Source organism: Pseudomonas sp. WS 5532 (assembly GCF_012985445.1).
Lineage (GTDB): Bacteria > Pseudomonadota > Gammaproteobacteria > Pseudomonadales > Pseudomonadaceae > Aquipseudomonas > Aquipseudomonas edaphica.
The window spans coordinates 29,357-46,940 of the sequence record NZ_JAAQWK010000030.1; the positions used below are offsets into that span (position 1 = coordinate 29,357).

The following is a 17,584-nucleotide window of genomic DNA, read 5'->3' on the forward strand; positions in this document are numbered from 1 at the left end:
CCGTTGATCAAGAGAGTAAAAAATTGCGCTTACGCTCGAACGTTAAAACCTCCTTGCTGCTGGCGTGCGCCCTCGGGCTGGCGGCGTGTTCCGGGCACCCGTCGAAACTGGCGGGGTTGCCGGAGCGCGTTGAACTCACGGGTGTGCCGGCGTATCGCAGCGAGGCCTATCAGAGCGGTCCTTCAGCTTTAGCCAGCATGCTGTCGCAACAAGGCATTGTCATGACACCCGGCTTGCTGGACAAACCGCTGCACTTACCGGGTGGCGAGGCGAACCTTGAGCGCAATATGCAGGTGCTGGCGCGTGAATACGGGCTGATGGTGTACCCGCTGGACAGCCAGCTGACGGCCGTGCTGGCGCAAGTGGCGGCGGGTTACCCGGTGATGGCGCGGATCAACCCGAGCATGTGGTCGGGCACGCGTTATGTCGTGGTGGTGGGGTTCAATCAGCAGAAAAGCACCGTGCTGCTGCGCTCGGGCATGGACCGACGGCTGTTGATGAGCTTCAGTAATTTTGAGTCGGCGTGGAAGAGCGCGGGGCACTGGGCGATTTTGACCCAGCGCCCGAGCCAGTTGCCGGCGAATGTGGATGTGCAGCGCTGGCGCGATTCTGCCAATGCCACGGCGCAGGCCGGGCAGGAGCAGGCGGCTGCGCAGGCGCTCAAGGTATTGGCGGAAAGAAAGTAAAAACGCTGAAGGCTATAGCCTGTGGGAGCTGGCTTGCCTGCGATGCAGGCAACTCGGTTTATCTGTTGCACCGCGTTGATGCTATCGCAGGCAAGCCAGCTCCCACATTATTCAGCGGCGTACTTCAGCGGCGTTCGGGCGATTCTTCAGGTTCTTGTCGGCCTTGTAGCGCAAGGCCACGTCCGGCACCGAACCGCCGCGCCCCGTTTCGACCCAGTTGCGGATACGCGTGGCATCGGCAAAGTGGGTGAACTTGCCGAACGCATCAAGGATCACCAGCGACACCGGGCGGTTGCCCATGCTGGTCACCAGCACCAGGCAGTGGCCGGCCTGGTTGGTGAAGCCGGTCTTGGTCAGCTTGATATCCCAGTTGGCGCGGTTGATCAGGTGATCGGTGTTGGAGAAGCCCAAGGTGTAGTTGGGCTTGCGGAACGCCACGGTCTTTTCCTTGGTGGTGCTCAGTTGGCTCAGCATCGGGTATTTACGCGCGGCGGCCAGCAGCTTGCTCAGGTCGCGGGCGGTGGACACGTTGTGAATCGACAGGCCGGTGGGCTCCACGTAGTGCGTGCTGGTCATGCCCAGTGCCTTGGCCTTGGCGTTCATCGCTGCAATAAACGCCGGGTAGCCGCCCGGGTAGTGGTGGGCCAGGCTGGCGGCGGCGCGGTTTTCCGAGGACATCAGGGCGATCAGCAGCATTTCCTTGCGCGGCATTTCGCTGCCGATTTTCACCCGGGAGAACACGCCTTTCATTTCTGGCGTGTCCTTGATGTTGATGTCGATGTACTCATCCATGTTCTGTTTGGCTTCGAGCACGATCAGGCCGGTCATCAGCTTGCTGACGGAGGCAATTGGCACCACCACGTCGGGGTTGCTGGAATAGATGACTTTGTTGGTCTGCAGGTCGACCAGGATGGCGCTGCCGGAAGCAATCTGCAGTTTTGAAGTATCACGCGGGGCGAGGGTGGTTTCGCTGGCGTGCGCGAAGGTGCCTGTAAATGCAAAAAATAGGCTGACAAGAGAGAGACGAATTTTCACGCGGGTGAACTCGCTAAAAAAGTAAGGAAAATGCCGTTCGAGAACGGTTTTTTGATAAATGCCGTTACATTTTAGGAGTATGGACGAAGAACTGTCGAATGTTCTTCTAGATCCAGACGAAAGTGCTTAAAAACTAAGAAAAAAGGGTTTTTAGCCATTCAATAAAAAGCCCTGCGATAAGGCAGGGCTTTTTCAGTACGGCAGGTTATTAGCCGTGCAGGCTTTCTGCGGCATACAGGGTGTTTTCCAGCAGGCACGCACGGGTCATCGGGCCGACACCGCCGGGTACCGGGGTGATCCAGCCGGCACGGGGCAGGGCGGTTTCGTACACCACGTCGCCGACCAGCTTGCCGTCGTCCTGACGGTTGATGCCCACATCGATCACGATCGCGCCTTCCTTGATCCACTCGCCCTTGACCAGGCCCGGCTTGCCCGCGGCAACCACCACCAGGTCGGCACGGCCAACATGGCCGGCGAGGTCTTTGGTGAAACGGTGGGTGACAGTCACGGTGCAGCCGGCCAGCAGCAGCTCCATGGCCATAGGGCGGCCAACAATGTTGGAGGCACCAACGACTACGGCATCCAGACCGTACAGATCGACGCCGGTGCTCTCCAGCAGGGTCATGATGCCCTTCGGGGTGCAGGGGCGCAGCAGCGGGATGCGTTGGGCCAGGCGGCCGACGTTATAGGGGTGGAAGCCGTCGACGTCTTTGTCCGGGCGGATGCGCTCCAACAGTTTGGAGGCGTCCAGGTGCTCGGGCAGTGGCAGTTGCAGCAGGATACCGTCAATGGCCGGGTCGTCGTTGAGGCCGTCGATCAGGTCGGTAAGCGCCTGCTGGGTGGTCTCGGAAGGCAAGTCGTAGGCCTTGGAAATAAAGCCGACCTCTTCACAGTCTTTACGCTTGTGCGAGACATAAACCTGAGAGGCAGGATCGCTGCCGACCAGGATCACCGCGAGGCCAGGCGTGCGCAGACCTTGCAGGCGGCGCTCGGTGACTCGTTTGGCGATCTGCTGGCGCAGGCTGGCGGCGATTGATTTGCCGTCGATAAGTTGTGCAGTCATTACGCGTGATTAACCATCGAGAGGGGGAAGAAAAGTGCGCGCATTCTCGCACGCCATGACGTGAGGGCAAAGGCGCTTGGTCTGCAAATTGCCCTAACCCCTTAAATAAAATCAGTTTTTTTCAAAAAAGATTTGACGGGTATCAAGGCCGTCTATACTATTCGTCGCACTTGTCGGGCACAGCCTAGCACTGGTTAAGAAGGTCGAGCAGATAGAGCTGTTCTGCAAGGCTGGAAGCACTTAGTTTGTAATCTTCAACGAGTACAGATTAATAAGGCGCCCGTAGCTCAGCTGGATAGAGCATCCGCCTTCTAAGCGGATGGTCGCAGGTTCGAGTCCTGCCGGGTGCGCCATTAGGCAGCTTTGGCACAAGTAGCGCTATATGGTGGGCGTAGCTCAGTTGGTAGAGCACGGGATTGTGACTCCCGTTGTCGAGGGTTCGATCCCCTTCGTCCACCCCATATTTAGAAAGGCGCCAGATTAATCATCTGGCGCCTTTGCTTTAAGAGTTTCAAGCGCGGATGTGGTGGAATTGGTAGACACACTGGATTTAGGTTCCAGCGCCGCGAGGCGTAAGAGTTCGAGTCTCTTCATCCGCACCAATTAAGCGTCACCCAGCCATCAGGCAGGGTGAGGCCAGACAAGGAAGGTGTTCGAGTTCCTTGTTGAAGCAATATGGTGGGCGTAGCTCAGTTGGTAGAGCACGGGATTGTGACTCCCGTTGTCGAGGGTTCGATCCCCTTCGTCCACCCCATATTTTAAAAAGCGCCAGATCAATGATCTGGCGCTTTTTTTTTGCATCCAAAAAATGCCCTGCCGCGTATGTACTGACGAGGATGGCCGTGGATGGGCCTGGATCCTCATCCGCTGCTACGTGGAGGGTCTGAAAAATGTTGGCACAACAGCAGGATCAAAGTCAGGGAATGGCGGTTGGCGAGGCGCATTTGCTCGGGCGCCTGCTGTTGGGGGAGCAATCGGCCTATTGCGACCTGGTCAAAACTCATCAGGGCGCCATGCGTGCGGTGGCTTCGGCGATCGCCGGGCATCGGCATGTCGATGATGTGGTGCAGGATGCCTGGTTGGCGATTGTGCGCGGGCTGAGTGGTTTTCAGGGGCGCTCCAGCCTCAAGACCTGGGTGCTGACGATTACGGCCAATAAAGCCAAGGGCCGCTATGGTCGGAGTCGGCGCGAAGTGTTTTTCGATGACTCGCAGGGTCAGGAGCGCTTTTGCGCCGCCAGTGGCCAGTGGCTGTCGGCACCGGCGGGCTGGCATGAAGATACGCCCGAGGCGCTGGTCAGTGAAGACGAACTGCGCGCCTGTATCGAGCGCGCGTTGCAGGAACTGTCGACGCTTCAGAGCGCTGCGCTTGTGCTGCGTGAGCGGGTAGGGCTTGAGCTTGAGGAGATTGCCGAGTTGCTGGGCGTCAGTCTGTGCAATGCGCGGGTGCTGCTGCACCGGGCGCGCAGTCGGGTTTTTGCCGCCATCGACCGGCATCAGGCCTGTGGCGTTGATTGACGTCAAGAAAAAACAAGCATTCTCAATGCCTTGGCGTTAGAATCGTTGCCGGTTTTGAGCGTGTAGAACTGATCCGCGGCTATATAAGGGTCGGTACAGCTATTTAATAGCGAATAACGGCGCAGTACCTGAAAAAGGGCTGTGCCGTTTTTGTTTGAGTGTTTTGAGTTTCCAGGGTAGGGCGTTTCATCGTATTTGTGTTTCTCGATGCTGCTGCCACACCCTTCGACCTTGCTTGCAGGGTCGCTCGCCGGGGTGTGCATCCAGCCTCTTCTATATATATAGAAGGGCTGGCGCTAGAGCCCTGGCGAGATGCGCTGTATTTGCTAACGGGATGAGGTGCATGCGTGCACTTGAACCTATAAATGGCCTGCTGTTTTTCCACCCGTTTTCAGTAGGGTGACTTCTTGAGTTTGACCCACTAGAATGCATGCCCTTGATTCTGGGGTCGGAAACGGCCGGCTAACGTCTGTGCAACGAGGAATATCCATGCAAGTTTCTGTTGAAAATACTACTGCCATCGAGCGCCGCCTGAGCATCACCGTGCCGGCAGAGCGTATTGAGACTGCGGTCAACAAGCGTCTGCAGCAGACTGCCCAAAAGGCCAAGATCGCTGGTTTCCGTCCAGGCAAAGTGCCAATGAGTGAAATCAAGCGTCGTTTTGGTGCCGATGCGCGTCAGGAAGCTGTTGGTGACGTGATCCAGGCTTCCTTCTACGAAGCCGTTGTCGAGCACAAGCTGAACCCAGCGGGTTCGCCTTCGATCGAGCCTAAGTCCCTGGAAGCCGGTAAAGACCTGGAATACGTTGCCGTATTCGAAGTGTTCCCGGAATTCACCGTTGCCGGTTTCGAAGACATCGCCGTTGAGCGCCTGAGCGCTGACGTGGCAGATGCCGACCTGGACAACATGCTGGAAATCCTGCGCAAGCAGAACACCCGTTTTGAAGTGGCCGACCGTGCCGCCCAGAACGAAGACCAGCTGAACATCGATTTCGTTGGCAAGGTTGACGGCGAAGCATTCGCTGGCGGCTCCGCCAAGGGCACCCAGCTGGTGCTGGGTTCCAACCGCATGATCCCGGGCTTCGAAGACGGCCTGGTTGGCGCCAAGGCCGGTGAAGAGCGCGTTCTGAACCTGACTTTCCCTGCTGACTACCAGAACCTGGACCTGGCCGGCAAAGCCGCCGAGTTCACCGTGACCGTCAACAGTGTTTCCGAGCCTAAGCTGCCTGAGCTGAACGAAGAATTCTTCGCCCAGTTCGGTATCAAGGAAACCGGCATCGACGGCTTCCGTACCGAAGTTCGCAAGAACATGGAGCGTGAGCTGCGTCAGGCCATCAAGTCCAAGGTCAAGAACCAGGTGATGGATGGTCTGCTGGCCGCCAACCCGATCGAAGTGCCCAAGGCCCTGCTGTCCAACGAAGTGGATCGCCTGCGCGTTCAAGCGGTTCAGCAGTTCGGTGGCAACATCAAGCCTGACCAGCTGCCGGCCGAGCTGTTCGAAGAGCAAGCCAAGCGCCGCGTTGTGCTGGGTCTGGTCGTGGCTGAAGTGGTCAAGCAATTCGACCTCAAGCCTGACGAAGATCGCGTTCGCGAAATGATCCAGGAAATGGCTTCGGCCTACCAGGAGCCTGAGCAGGTCGTGGCTTGGTACTACAAGAACGACCAGCAACTGAACGAAGTACGTTCGGTTGTGCTGGAAGAACAAGTTGTGGATACTGTTCTGCAGAAGGCTAAGGTGACCGACAAAGCGGTCTCTTACGAAGAAGCAGTCAAACCGGCGGAAGCAGCACAAGCCGACTGATTGTCCAACTCGTTCGAAATATAACCATAAGCCAGCCTCGCGCTGGCTTATGCGTTTTCAAGACATGACTATTTGGGAGTAACTGCAGAGCATGTTCCGTAATTCCTATATTCAGCAGAACTCTGATATCCAGGCCGCTGGCGGCTTGGTCCCGATGGTTGTCGAGCAATCTGCTCGTGGCGAACGCGCCTATGACATCTACTCGCGCCTGCTCAAGGAGCGAGTGATTTTTCTGGTCGGCCCGGTAGAGGACTACATGGCCAACCTGATCTGCGCGCAACTGCTGTTCCTTGAAGCGGAAAACCCGGACAAGGACATCCATCTTTACATCAACTCCCCGGGCGGCTCGGTTACTGCAGGCATGTCGATCTACGACACCATGCAGTTCATCAAGCCAAACGTGTCGACCACGTGCATCGGCCAGGCCTGCAGCATGGGCGCTTTCCTGCTGACCGCAGGTGCCGAGGGCAAGCGTTACTGCCTGCCGAACTCGCGCGTGATGATTCACCAGCCGTTGGGCGGTTTCCAGGGCCAGGCATCGGACATCGAAATCCACGCCAAGGAAATCCTGTTTATTCGTGAGCGTCTGAACACGCTGATGGCCAAACACAGCGGGCACACCCTGGAAGAAATCGAGCGTGATACCAACCGCGACAATTTCATGAGCGCTGAAGCTGCTCGTGAATACGGGTTGATCGACGCAGTGATCGAAAAGCGCCCCGCTTAATATAAGCACCTCAAAATAAGGCTGGTCGGCATGTCCGACCACCGGCGGGCTTGAAAAAGCCCGCATAAGCCTTCATCTTGTGTTGCAAGCCTATCGGATTTGGATCGAACGAATGACTGACACCCGCAACGGCGAGGACAACGGCAAGCTGCTCTATTGCTCCTTCTGCGGCAAAAGCCAGCATGAAGTACGCAAATTGATTGCCGGCCCCTCGGTGTTTATCTGCGACGAGTGCGTCGACCTGTGCAATGACATCATCCGCGAGGAGGTGCAGGAAGCCCAGGCCGAGAGCAGCGCGCATAAATTGCCTTCGCCTAAAGAAATCAGCGGCATCCTTGATCAGTATGTGATTGGTCAAGAGCGTGCAAAAAAGGTTTTGGCGGTAGCGGTGTACAACCACTACAAGCGCTTGAACCAGCGTGACAAGAAAGGCGACGAAGTCGAACTCGGCAAGAGCAACATCTTGCTGATCGGTCCTACAGGCTCGGGTAAAACCCTGCTTGCAGAAACCCTCGCTCGTCTGCTGAACGTTCCATTCACCATCGCCGACGCCACCACCCTCACCGAGGCTGGCTACGTGGGTGAAGATGTCGAGAACATCATTCAGAAGCTGCTGCAAAAGTGCGACTACGACGTAGAGAAGGCCCAGATGGGTATTGTCTACATCGACGAAATCGACAAGATTTCGCGCAAGTCCGACAACCCGTCGATCACTCGGGACGTTTCCGGTGAAGGCGTGCAGCAAGCCCTGTTGAAACTGATCGAAGGCACGGTTGCTTCCGTACCGCCACAAGGCGGCCGCAAGCACCCGCAGCAGGAATTCCTTCAGGTTGATACGCGCAACATCCTGTTCATCTGTGGCGGTGCTTTCTCGGGGCTGGAAAAGGTTATTCAGCAACGTTCCACCCGTGGCGGCATCGGCTTCGGTGCAGAAGTGCGCAGCAAGGAAGAAGGCAAGAAGGTGGGCGAGTCCCTGCGTGAAGTCGAGCCTGACGATCTGGTCAAGTTCGGTCTGATCCCGGAATTCGTTGGCCGTCTGCCGGTCCTGGCCACGTTGGACGAGCTGGATGAGGCTGCTCTGATTCAGATCCTCACCGAGCCGAAAAACGCCCTGACCAAGCAATACGCCAAGCTGTTCGAGATGGAAGGTGTAGACCTCGAGTTCCGTACCGACGCGCTCAAATCAGTGGCCAAGCGGGCACTGGAGCGCAAGACCGGTGCACGTGGCCTGCGTTCGATCCTCGAAGGCGTGTTGCTCGACACCATGTACGAAATCCCCTCGCAATCCGAGGTGAGCAAGGTGGTGATCGACGAAAGCGTTATCGAAGGCAAATCCAAGCCACTGTATATCTACGAAAACAGTGAGCCGGCTGCCAAGGTTGCACCTGACGCGTAAGCGTCAAGCCGTCGCAGTACAAGCAAGGGCCTTTCGAGGCCCTTTCTTTTTATGTGGCGGTTTTTCGGGGCGGTTTGTGTTTTGCGGTTAAATTCGCGTTTATTCATGCGTTTAACTGCTGGCATTGAGCTTGTTTTTTTTGCGTACAGCCCCCATCTTGGTTTCAAGCTAATTTTTCAACTGTCATAGAGGCGAAATCATGAAGACAACCATTGAATTGCCTCTCCTGCCGTTGCGTGATGTCGTCGTCTATCCGCACATGGTTATCCCGCTGTTCGTGGGGCGCGAGAAGTCTATCGAAGCCCTCGAGGCTGCGATGACGGGCGACAAGCAGATCCTGCTGTTGGCCCAGAAGAATCCTGCTGATGATGATCCAGGCGAAGATGCCCTGTATCGGGTCGGTACCGTTGCGACTGTTCTGCAATTGCTCAAGTTGCCCGATGGCACCGTCAAGGTGCTGGTCGAAGGCGAGCAGCGTGGTGCGGTCGAGCGCTTCATGGAGGTGGACGGTCACCTGCGCGCCGAAGTGGCGCTGATCGACGAAGTCGAAGCCCCTGAGCGCGAATCCGAAGTGTTTGTGCGCAGCCTGCTCTCGCAGTTCGAGCAGTATGTGCAACTGGGCAAGAAAGTCCCGGCTGAAGTGCTGTCGTCCCTCAACAGCATCGATGAGCCAAGCCGCCTGGTCGACACCATGGCCGCGCACATGGCGCTCAAGATCGAGCAGAAGCAGGACATCCTCGAAATCATCGACCTGCCGGCCCGTGTTGAACACGTGCTGGCGCTGCTGGATGGTGAAATCGACCTGCTGCAGGTTGAGAAGCGCATCCGTGGTCGCGTGAAGAAACAAATGGAGCGCAGCCAGCGCGAGTACTACCTGAATGAGCAGATGAAGGCCATTCAGAAAGAACTCGGCGACAGCGAAGAAGGCCACAACGAAGTCGAAGAGCTGAAAAAGCGCATCGACGCCGCCGGCCTGCCTAAAGACGCCCTGACCAAGGCCATGGCTGAGCTGAACAAGCTCAAGCAAATGTCGCCAATGTCGGCCGAAGCCACCGTGGTGCGTTCCTACATCGACTGGCTGGTGCAGGTGCCGTGGAAAGCTCAGACCAAAGTGCGCCTGGACCTGGCCCGTGCCGAAGAGATCCTTGACGCCGACCACTACGGCCTCGAAGAAGTCAAAGAACGCATCCTCGAATACCTCGCCGTGCAAAAGCGCGTGAAGAAAATTCGTGGCCCGGTGTTGTGCCTGGTCGGCCCTCCGGGTGTAGGTAAAACTTCCCTGGCCGAGTCGATTGCCAGTGCCACCAACCGTAAATTTGTGCGCATGGCCCTTGGCGGTGTGCGTGATGAAGCGGAAATTCGTGGCCATCGCCGTACGTACATCGGTTCGATGCCAGGAAGATTGATTCAAAAGATGACGAAGGTGGGTGTGCGCAACCCGCTGTTCCTGCTCGATGAAATCGACAAAATGGGCAGCGACATGCGTGGCGATCCGGCCTCGGCGTTGCTCGAAGTGCTCGACCCCGAGCAGAACCACAATTTCAACGACCATTACCTGGAAGTCGACTACGACTTGTCCGACGTAATGTTCCTGTGCACCTCCAACTCCATGAACATCCCGCCAGCCCTGCTGGACCGGATGGAGGTGATTCGTCTGCCGGGTTACACCGAAGACGAGAAGATCAACATCGCCGTCAAATACCTCGCGCCCAAGCAGATTTCGGCCAATGGCCTGAAAAAGGGCGAGATCGAATTTGACGTCGAAGCGATCCGCGACATCGTGCGTTACTACACCCGCGAAGCCGGTGTGCGTGGCCTTGAGCGTCAGATTGCGAAGATCTGCCGCAAAGCGGTCAAGGAGCACTCGCTGGAAAAACGCTTCTCGGTGAAGGTGGTTGCCGATTCCCTGGAGCACTTCCTGGGCGTGAAGAAATTCCGTTACGGCCTGGCTGAGCAGCAGGATCAGGTAGGGCAGGTGACGGGCCTGGCGTGGACCCAGGTGGGCGGCGAACTGCTGACCATCGAAGCGGCGGTGATCCCGGGCAAAGGCCAGCTTATCAAGACGGGCTCGCTGGGTGATGTGATGGTCGAATCGATCACCGCCGCGCAGACCGTGGTGCGCAGCCGCGCCAAGAGCCTGGGGATCCCCCTGGACTTCCACGAGAAGCACGACACCCACATCCACATGCCGGAAGGGGCGACCCCCAAAGACGGCCCTAGCGCCGGTGTAGGCATGTGCACGGCATTGGTGTCGGCACTGACTGGCATTCCTGTGCGTGCCGATGTGGCGATGACCGGGGAAATTACCCTGCGGGGTCAGGTATTGGCCATCGGTGGTCTGAAAGAGAAATTGCTCGCTGCACACCGAGGCGGTATCAAGACCGTGATCATTCCGGAAGAGAATGTTCGCGACTTGAAGGAAATTCCTGACAATATCAAGCAGGATCTTCAGATTAAACCGGTTAAATGGATTGACGAGGTCCTGCAAATTGCGTTGCAATACGCGCCGGAGCCCTTGCCGGATGTGGCTCCGGAGATTGTCGCGAAGGACGAAAAACGCGAGTCCGATTCCAAGGAAAGAATTAGCACGCATTAATGCGAATGAGCCTGGGGGCTTCCTTGACAGCTTTTTAGAGCCCTTGTTATAAAGCGGCTCTTAAGTGTCTGTAGGCCATTCAGCACTGGTTTTTGCTTTCACCAAAAAACTTAGAATCATACTCAATAGATATATAAGGGGACTTAGAGTGAACAAGTCGGAACTGATTGATGCTATCGCCGCATCCGCTGATATCCCGAAAGCCGCTGCTGGCCGTGCGCTGGACGCAGTAATCGAATCCGTCACTGGCGCTCTGAAGGCCGGCGACTCCGTGGTACTGGTAGGCTTCGGTACTTTCTCTGTGACTGACCGCCCAGCTCGCACTGGCCGTAACCCACAGACTGGCAAAGCACTGCAAATCGCTGCTGCCAAAAAACCAGGTTTCAAAGCCGGTAAAGCCCTGAAAGAAGCGGTTAACTAAGCTTCGTTCAAGCCTTGCCTACCCGGGTCAGACGCAGGTCTGGCCTGGCAGCGGAGCGGCAGCTGACCCACGTATCCATCGGGTCGCCAGGGCCTGGGGTGTTGGTTCAAAACCCCGTCCGCTCCGCCAGTTACGAGAAGGCGCATCCTCGGATGCGCCTTTCTTCTATCCGGACTCTACCCACGCTCCACGGTTGCCTAATTTTTGAAGATCAACCGTTTCTGGGGGACGCATGCTGCAAAATATCAGGGACAATTCACAAGGCTGGATTGCCAAGACCATTATCGGGATCATCGTCGCATTGATGGCGTTCACCGGTATCGAGGCCATTTTCCAGGCTTCGGGTAACAACAAGCAGGACGTAGCCAAGGTCAACGGTGAAGAAATCACCCAGACCGAACTGGGCCAGGCCGTTGACATGCAACGTCGCCAGCTGATGCAACAGCTGGGCAAGGATTTCGATGCTTCGCTGCTGGACGAAAAACTCCTGCGCGAAGCGGCTCTGAAGGGCCTGATCGATCGCAAGCTGTTGCTGCAAGGCGCCGCTGATTCCAAGTTCGGCTTCTCTGAAGCTGCGCTGGACCAAGTGATCCTGCAGACGCCGGAATTCCAGGTGGACGGCAAGTTCAGTGCCGAACGCTTTGACCAGGTGATCCGTCAGCTGGGCTACACCCGTATGCAATTCCGTCAGATGCTGACCCAGGAAATGCTGATCGGCCAGGTTCGCGCAGGCATCGCCGGCAGCGGTTTCGTCACCGACGCCGAAGTGCTGGCTTTCGCCCGTCTGGAAAAACAGACCCGCGATTTTGCCACCGTCAACATCAAGACTGACCCTGCGGCGGTGAAGCTCACCGACGATGAGGTCAAGGCTTACTACGACAAGCACGCCAAAGAGTTCATGACCCCGGACCAAGTGGTCATCGATTACCTGGAACTGAAGAAGTCTTCCTTCTTCGACCAGGTCACCGTCAAGGACGAAGAGCTGCAGGCTGCCTATCAGAAAGAAACCGCCAACCTCGCTGAACAGCGTCGTGCCGCGCACATTCTGATCGAAGTCAACGACAAGACCACCGACGCGCAAGCCAAGGCCAAGATCGAAGACATCCAGGCACGCCTGGCCAAGGGTGAGAAGTTCGACGCCCTGGCCAAGGAGTTCTCCCAGGATCCAGGTTCGGCCAACAATGGCGGTGACTTGGGCTTTGCCGGCCCTGGCGTCTACGACCCGGACTTCGAAACCGCCCTGTATGCCTTGAACAAGGACCAGGTGTCGGCGCCGGTGCGCACCACTTTCGGTTGGCACTTGATCAAGCTGTTGGGCGTTGAAGCACCTGAAGTGCCATCGTTTGCCAGCCTGAAAGACAAGCTGACCCGCGAGCTCAAGACCCAGCAGGTCGAGCAGCGTTATGTCGAAGCGACCAAGCAATTGGAAGACGCGGCATTCGAAGCCTCCGACCTGGCTCAGCCGGCGTCCGACCTGAAGCTGACCGTGCACACGTCCGCGCCGTTTGGCCGTGAAGGTGGCGAAGGTGTTGCGGCCAACCGTGCCGTGGTTACCGCAGCGTTCAGCCCGGAAGTGCTGGATGAAGGTGCCAACAGCAGCGCTATCGAGCTGGACCCGGAAACCATCATCGTGCTGCGTGCCAAGGAGCATCTGAAGCCTGCGCAACTGCCGCTGGAAAGCGTGTCGGCTGCGATCCGCACCCAGATGACCAAAGAGCGCGCCATCGCGGCTGCCAAAACCCATGCCGACGAGTTGATCGCCAGCCTGCGTGACGGCAAGACCCCGTTGAACCAGCCGATCGACGGCCAGGCCTGGAAGGTGACTGAAGCGGCGACCCGTAACGCTGAAGCGATCGAGCCGGCCGTGCTGCAAGCCCTGTTCCGCATGCCTAAGCCTGCGGCCAAAGACAAGCCGACCTTCACCACCGTGACCCTGGCTGACGGTAGCCTGGTGATCGTGCGCTTGAACGGCGTCAACGAAGCTGCAGCCCCTACCGACGAAGAAAAGGCGCAATACCGCCGCTTCCTCGCCTCGCGTATTGGCCAACAGGACTTTGCTGCCTACCGCAAGCAGTTGGAAACCAAGGCTGACATCAAGAAATTCTGATGTTGGTTTGAATAGAAAGCCCCCGGTCTGAAAGGACCGGGGGCTTTTTTTTGCGCAATGATCGGCTCAGAACTGATCGTTCCCACGCTCTGCGTGGTAATGCATCCCGTGACGCTCTGCGTCACCCGTACGCAAATGCAGAAAGCGGGACGCGCAGACGGGCTCAGAACTTCAGTTTGCCCCAGCTCAACCCAATCACCGCCGCCACGGTCGAGGCCGTCAACACACTCAGTTTGGCCGCAGCCAACAGTTCCGGGTCGGAGAAGGCCAGGGACGAGATAAAGATCGACATGGTAAAACCAATCCCCGCCAGCAGGCCGACCAGGCCGACACCGCTCCAGGTGACACCGTCAGGCAGCTTGCAGATATTGAGTTTGACCAGCGTGATGCTCGCCAGCATCACGCCCAACGGCTTGCCGATCACCAGGGCGAAGATCACGCCCATGAACACGCCATGGGGCAGCGGATGCTCAAGGTTCAAGCCTTGCAAACTGACACCGGCATTGGCCAGGGCGAACAACGGCATCACACCGAATGCGACCCACGGATGCAACGCCGACTGCACGCGCTGCACCGGCGGCATCAGTTCGCGCTGGGCTTCGCGCAGTTGCTTGAGCGGCTTGGCGACCTGGTGCGCGTCTTCGGCCGGTCGCGAGAGGCGATCCATCAGCTCGTTGAAGGTGCGGCCGATGGTGTCCAGTGGGCGTTCGGTGGTCGGTTTGGAACTGACCGGCGTCATCAGGCCCAGGATCACCCCGGCGAGGGTCGGGTGCACGCCGGTCTTGAGCAGGCCGAACCAGACAATCGCCCCCGGCAGCAGATAGATCGCCGCCTTGCTGATGCCCATTCGTTGGAACACCAACACCAAGGCTAGCCCACCTGCGGCAACCACCAGACCCATGTAGTCGAGGCTTGCAGTGAAAAACACCGCAATGATCAGGATCGCCACGATGTCGTCGATGATGGCCAGTGCCAGCAGCAGGACGCGTACACCGCTGGGGATGGATTTGCCCAACAGCGCCAGCACGCCGACGGCAAAGGCAATGTCGGTGGCGGTGGGCACGGCCCAGCCACTCGCGGCGGCGGTGCCATGGTTGAGCGCGGTGTAGATAATGGCCGGCATCACTACGCCACCCAGTGCGGCGCCCAGCGGCAGGGTCGCGAGTTTCAGGTTGGCGAGTGCGCCGTCCTTTATTTCCTGACGTATCTCCGCACCTACCACCAGGAAGAAAATGGTCATCAGGCCGTCATTGACCAGAAAGTGCAGGGAGCGCGACACACTGAAATCGCCCAGCCCGAGGGTAATCGGGGTGTTCCAGAAGTGTTCGTAGGACGCGGCGGCCGGGCTGTTGGCCCAGATCAACGCTGCAATGGCCGCCAGCAACAGGACGATGCCGCTGACGGCTTCGATGCGTGAAAATCGCTCAAGGGCCGACAGTGCGCCCTCGGTCAATGCCTGGGGGCGAGGGATGGCAGGGTGTTTTTTGGGCACGACAAGTCTCCATTGGCGGCCCGACCAATGCTTTGCTTTAACCTGCGTTGTGCCCTATGCAGTCACGCACCCAGGGTGATGATAGGAAGTTGATGAATAAGTTGTAAACAATGTTGTCAGGGTTAAGGGCTTTTTGTCGGTGGGTGCAGAAACCCGCGCGCCAATTGCTGGTACAACTCCGGCCCCATCCGCGAACTGACGGCTTTGGCAATCAGCGCCACCGCCATCAGGCTGATCACCATCCCGTGGCTGTCGATCATCTCCATTACGATGATCGCCGAGGTGATCGGCGATTGCGTCACGGCAGCCAGGAAGCCCACCATGCACAGCGCAATGATCGGTTGCGCTGCCAGCGCGAAAAACTCGGCTGCGTTGGCGCCCACGGCCGCGCCGACGGCCAGCGACGGGGCAAAAATGCCGCCCGGAATTCCGGAAAAATACGTCACGACCGTCGCCAGAAAACGCGTGACAGGCGCATGCCACGGCAGGCCGACATCGGCGGCAATGATCTGCGAAGTAATCCCGTAGCCGCTGCCGAAGGACATCCCGCCGCTGAGCCAGCCCAGGATTGCGACCACCAGCCCACACGCCCCGGCGAACCAAACCGGGTGGGCGCGCCGCCATTCCCAGACCACAAACCTGTGGTAGCGCTGGGGCCACAGCAGCATGCGACTGAACAGCCCGCCGAGCACGCCACAGCCGATGCCTGCCGCCAATACCGGAACAATGATGTCGAGCTTGATCCCTTCAACGTCCAGGTGGCCAAAATAGTTGTAATTGCCCTGCAGGGCGATGGCGACCATCCCCGACAAAATAATGGTGCTGAGCAATACCCCGCTGGTGCGGGTTTCTAGCTTGCGCCCCAACTCTTCTACTGCGAAGGCGACGCCGGCCAGCGGCGTATTGAACGCGGCGGCAATACCGGCGGCGCCGCCGGCCAGGATCAAGTCTTCGCTGCGGATGATGCGTGCATTGGGCAGGTAGCGATGGAAGAAATGCATGATCGATGCCGCCACTTGCACGGACGGCCCTTCGCGCCCGGCAGAGAAACCGCCGGTCAACGCCAGTGTTCCGAGGCCTATCTTGGCCAATGCGATGCGCAAGGACACCAGCTTGCTGACGTCCTGTCCTTTGTTGGCCAGGCGAGTAGCGGCGATGACCTGGGGAATGCCACTGCCTTGGGCTCCGGCAAAAAAACGTGTGGTCAGCCACACCACCAGCATGCCCACCAGCGGTGTGTAGAGGAAGGGCAGCCACGGATGGGCGCTGGATTGCTCGGCGAACTGAGTGAGCGCCACGTCAGCCAGGCGCGCAAACATCACCACCATCAGCCCGGCGATGGTGGCGCCGGCCCACAGGGTGATCCGGGTGCGCCAACGCAGTGAGGTAAAGCGGCGGCGCAGTGAAATGAACGGTTTGATCACCCAGGTGAATTCCGAATAAGTTTCAGGGTGTTTCAAGATTAACCGTATATCAAGCGCTTGTCCTCGCGATGCGCCGTGTCGCGGCCAATGCCAAAAGCACCAACCCGGCAACCGCCCACGGGAACAACGCCACCCCCGATGTTTGTAGCAACATACCGCCTGCTAGCCCGCCGCCGGCAATTCCCAGGTTCCACACCGTCACCAGCATTGACTGCGCTGCGTCAGCCGAGTCGCCGGCAGACTTGGCCAGTGCCGTTTGCAACAGCGCCGGCAAGCCACCAAAGGCCAGGCCCCACAGCGCCACGCTGGCATACACCGCACGGGTGGAGGTCATCCACACGCCCAGTGCCAGGGCCGATACGGCGAACATCACGCAACTGATGATCAGCAGGCGCCGCAAGTGTTGATCAATCAGCATGCCCGTCAGCCAGATGCTCAACAGGGCCGCCAAGCCGAATACCAGCAGTATCCGGTCGATGTCGGCGGCTATTCCGGCAGGCACCAGTAACGGCGCGATGTAGGTGTAGAGAATGTTGTGCGCCAGCACGTAGGTAAAGGTCACCCACAACACTGGACGAATACCTGGCAGGCTCAGTACCTGGCGCAAGCCCAGGCGCTTTTGTTCCGGCTGGCCGGCGAAGTCCGGCAGTTGCCAGCGCGCCCACACCAACAGCAACAGCGTCAGCCCGGTCATGATTGCAAAGCTCAGGCGCCAGCCCACCGCAGCGCCGAGGAACGTGCCGGCAGGTACACCCAGTGACAAGGCCAGCGGTGCGCCGAGCATGGCGACCGCAATCGCCCGGCCTTGCAGGTGCGGGGCCACCATTCGGCTGGCGTACCCGGCCAGCAGTGCCCAGAGCAACCCGGCGAACACCCCGGCAAAAAAGCGCGCGGCCAGGGTCAGCCCGTAATGGGTGGACAGTGCCGTCACGCTGTTGACCAAGGCAAAGCCGCCGATGGCAATCAGCAGCAAAGGGCGCCGCCGCCAGCCTCGGGTCAGTAGGGTGAGGGGGATGGCCGCGAGTAACGAGCCAAGGGCATACAGGGTCACCAGTTGGCCGACTAACGCCTGTGAAACCTGCAGCCCTTCGCCCATCTGAGGCAGCAGCCCGGCCGGCATGGCCTCGGTGAGAATCGTGATAAACCCTGCGCACGCCAACGCCAGTAAGCCGGCGAGAGGCAGTGCGTCCTTTACGGCCGTGGCGGCCGGGCCGGTAATCGAAGGGCAGTCGCTCATGTTGCGTCTCCATGCAAAAGGTCAGGAGGCAGAGTAGGGGGCTGCGGGTTGCGGAAAAACAGGCTAAGGTTCCGAACTTATCG

At 58.5% G+C, this 17,584-nt stretch carries 14 protein-coding genes and 4 tRNA genes; 12 read left to right on the forward strand and 6 right to left on the reverse strand.

The window, feature by feature from the left end:
• Window positions 1-23: 23 nt before the first annotated feature.
• Window positions 24-686, forward strand: a complete 663-nt coding sequence (locus tag HBO23_RS30945; RefSeq protein ID WP_017136459.1) for a peptidase C39 family protein — start codon at window positions 24-26, stop codon at window positions 684-686.
• Window positions 687-797: 111 nt separating this feature from the next.
• Here the strand turns inward: HBO23_RS30945 and pbpG are convergent, their stop codons facing one another.
• Together pbpG and folD are read right to left on the reverse strand one after the other, a co-directional pair.
• Entirely contained in the window at window positions 798-1,721 is a 924-nt protein-coding gene (pbpG, locus tag HBO23_RS30950) for a D-alanyl-D-alanine endopeptidase (RefSeq protein WP_017136460.1), read from the reverse strand.
• Window positions 1,722-1,929: 208 nt separating this feature from the next.
• Entirely contained in the window at window positions 1,930-2,784 is an 855-nt protein-coding gene (folD, locus tag HBO23_RS30955; protein WP_017136461.1) for a bifunctional methylenetetrahydrofolate dehydrogenase/methenyltetrahydrofolate cyclohydrolase FolD, read from the reverse strand.
• Window positions 2,785-3,060: 276 nt separating this feature from the next.
• Here folD and HBO23_RS30960 point away from each other — a divergent pair.
• The 5 genes from HBO23_RS30960 (at window position 3,061) to HBO23_RS30980 (ending at window position 4,301) form a co-directional block, all read left to right on the forward strand.
• Window positions 3,061-3,137 (forward strand) — tRNA-Arg (locus tag HBO23_RS30960).
• A 32-nt stretch (window positions 3,138-3,169) separates the two neighbouring features.
• A tRNA-His gene (locus HBO23_RS30965) sits at window positions 3,170-3,245 on the forward strand.
• Between the two features lie 56 nt (window positions 3,246-3,301).
• Window positions 3,302-3,386 (forward strand) — tRNA-Leu (locus HBO23_RS30970).
• 76 nt (window positions 3,387-3,462) lie between these two features.
• Window positions 3,463-3,538, forward strand: a tRNA-His gene (locus tag HBO23_RS30975).
• Window positions 3,539-3,707: 169 nt separating this feature from the next.
• Window positions 3,708-4,301: an RNA polymerase sigma factor gene (locus HBO23_RS30980; protein WP_099550018.1), complete on the forward strand. Its 594-nt coding sequence runs from the start codon at window positions 3,708-3,710 to the stop codon at window positions 4,299-4,301.
• A 2-nt stretch (window positions 4,302-4,303) separates the two neighbouring features.
• Here HBO23_RS30980 and HBO23_RS30985 read toward each other — a convergent pair whose 3' ends face one another.
• Entirely contained in the window at window positions 4,304-4,564 is a 261-nt protein-coding gene (locus tag HBO23_RS30985; protein ID WP_032865532.1) for a hypothetical protein, read from the reverse strand.
• 226 nt (window positions 4,565-4,790) lie between these two features.
• Between HBO23_RS30985 and tig the strand changes: the two genes are divergently transcribed.
• The 6 genes from tig to HBO23_RS31015 all read left to right on the forward strand — a co-directional run bounded on the left by tig (window position 4,791) and on the right by HBO23_RS31015 (window position 13,348).
• Window positions 4,791-6,101, forward strand: a complete 1,311-nt coding sequence (gene tig, locus HBO23_RS30990) for a trigger factor (RefSeq protein WP_017136463.1) — start codon at window positions 4,791-4,793, stop codon at window positions 6,099-6,101.
• A 91-nt stretch (window positions 6,102-6,192) separates the two neighbouring features.
• Window positions 6,193-6,828 (forward strand): ATP-dependent Clp endopeptidase proteolytic subunit ClpP, encoded by a 636-nt coding sequence (gene clpP, locus HBO23_RS30995; RefSeq protein ID WP_003174822.1) that lies wholly within the window; start codon window positions 6,193-6,195, stop codon window positions 6,826-6,828.
• 112 nt (window positions 6,829-6,940) lie between these two features.
• Entirely contained in the window at window positions 6,941-8,224 is a 1,284-nt protein-coding gene (gene clpX / locus HBO23_RS31000; protein WP_169988167.1) for an ATP-dependent Clp protease ATP-binding subunit ClpX, read from the forward strand.
• 199 nt (window positions 8,225-8,423) lie between these two features.
• A complete protein-coding gene (gene lon / locus HBO23_RS31005) occupies window positions 8,424-10,820 on the forward strand; it encodes an endopeptidase La (protein ID WP_017136465.1) in 2,397 nt (798 codons plus the stop codon).
• A gap of 148 nt (window positions 10,821-10,968) precedes the next feature.
• A complete protein-coding gene (locus HBO23_RS31010) occupies window positions 10,969-11,241 on the forward strand; it encodes an HU family DNA-binding protein (RefSeq protein ID WP_003174819.1) in 273 nt (90 codons plus the stop codon).
• Between the two features lie 232 nt (window positions 11,242-11,473).
• Complete coding sequence (locus HBO23_RS31015; RefSeq protein WP_017136466.1) at window positions 11,474-13,348, forward strand: SurA N-terminal domain-containing protein; 1,875 nt, start codon at window positions 11,474-11,476, stop codon at window positions 13,346-13,348.
• Window positions 13,349-13,511: 163 nt separating this feature from the next.
• On the opposite strand, the gene nhaA is transcribed toward HBO23_RS31015, so the two are convergent.
• The 3 genes from nhaA to HBO23_RS31030 all read right to left on the reverse strand — a co-directional run bounded on the left by nhaA (window position 13,512) and on the right by HBO23_RS31030 (window position 17,501).
• The gene (nhaA, locus tag HBO23_RS31020; RefSeq protein WP_017136467.1) at window positions 13,512-14,840 is read right to left on the reverse strand and encodes a Na+/H+ antiporter NhaA; all 1,329 of its coding nucleotides are present in this window, start codon (window positions 14,838-14,840) and stop codon (window positions 13,512-13,514) included.
• A 122-nt stretch (window positions 14,841-14,962) separates the two neighbouring features.
• A complete protein-coding gene (locus HBO23_RS31025) occupies window positions 14,963-16,264 on the reverse strand; it encodes a chloride channel protein (RefSeq protein WP_026013645.1) in 1,302 nt (433 codons plus the stop codon).
• Window positions 16,265-16,313: 49 nt separating this feature from the next.
• The gene (locus tag HBO23_RS31030) at window positions 16,314-17,501 is read right to left on the reverse strand and encodes an MFS transporter (protein ID WP_170040754.1); all 1,188 of its coding nucleotides are present in this window, start codon (window positions 17,499-17,501) and stop codon (window positions 16,314-16,316) included.
• Between the last annotated feature and the right edge of the window lie 83 nt (window positions 17,502-17,584).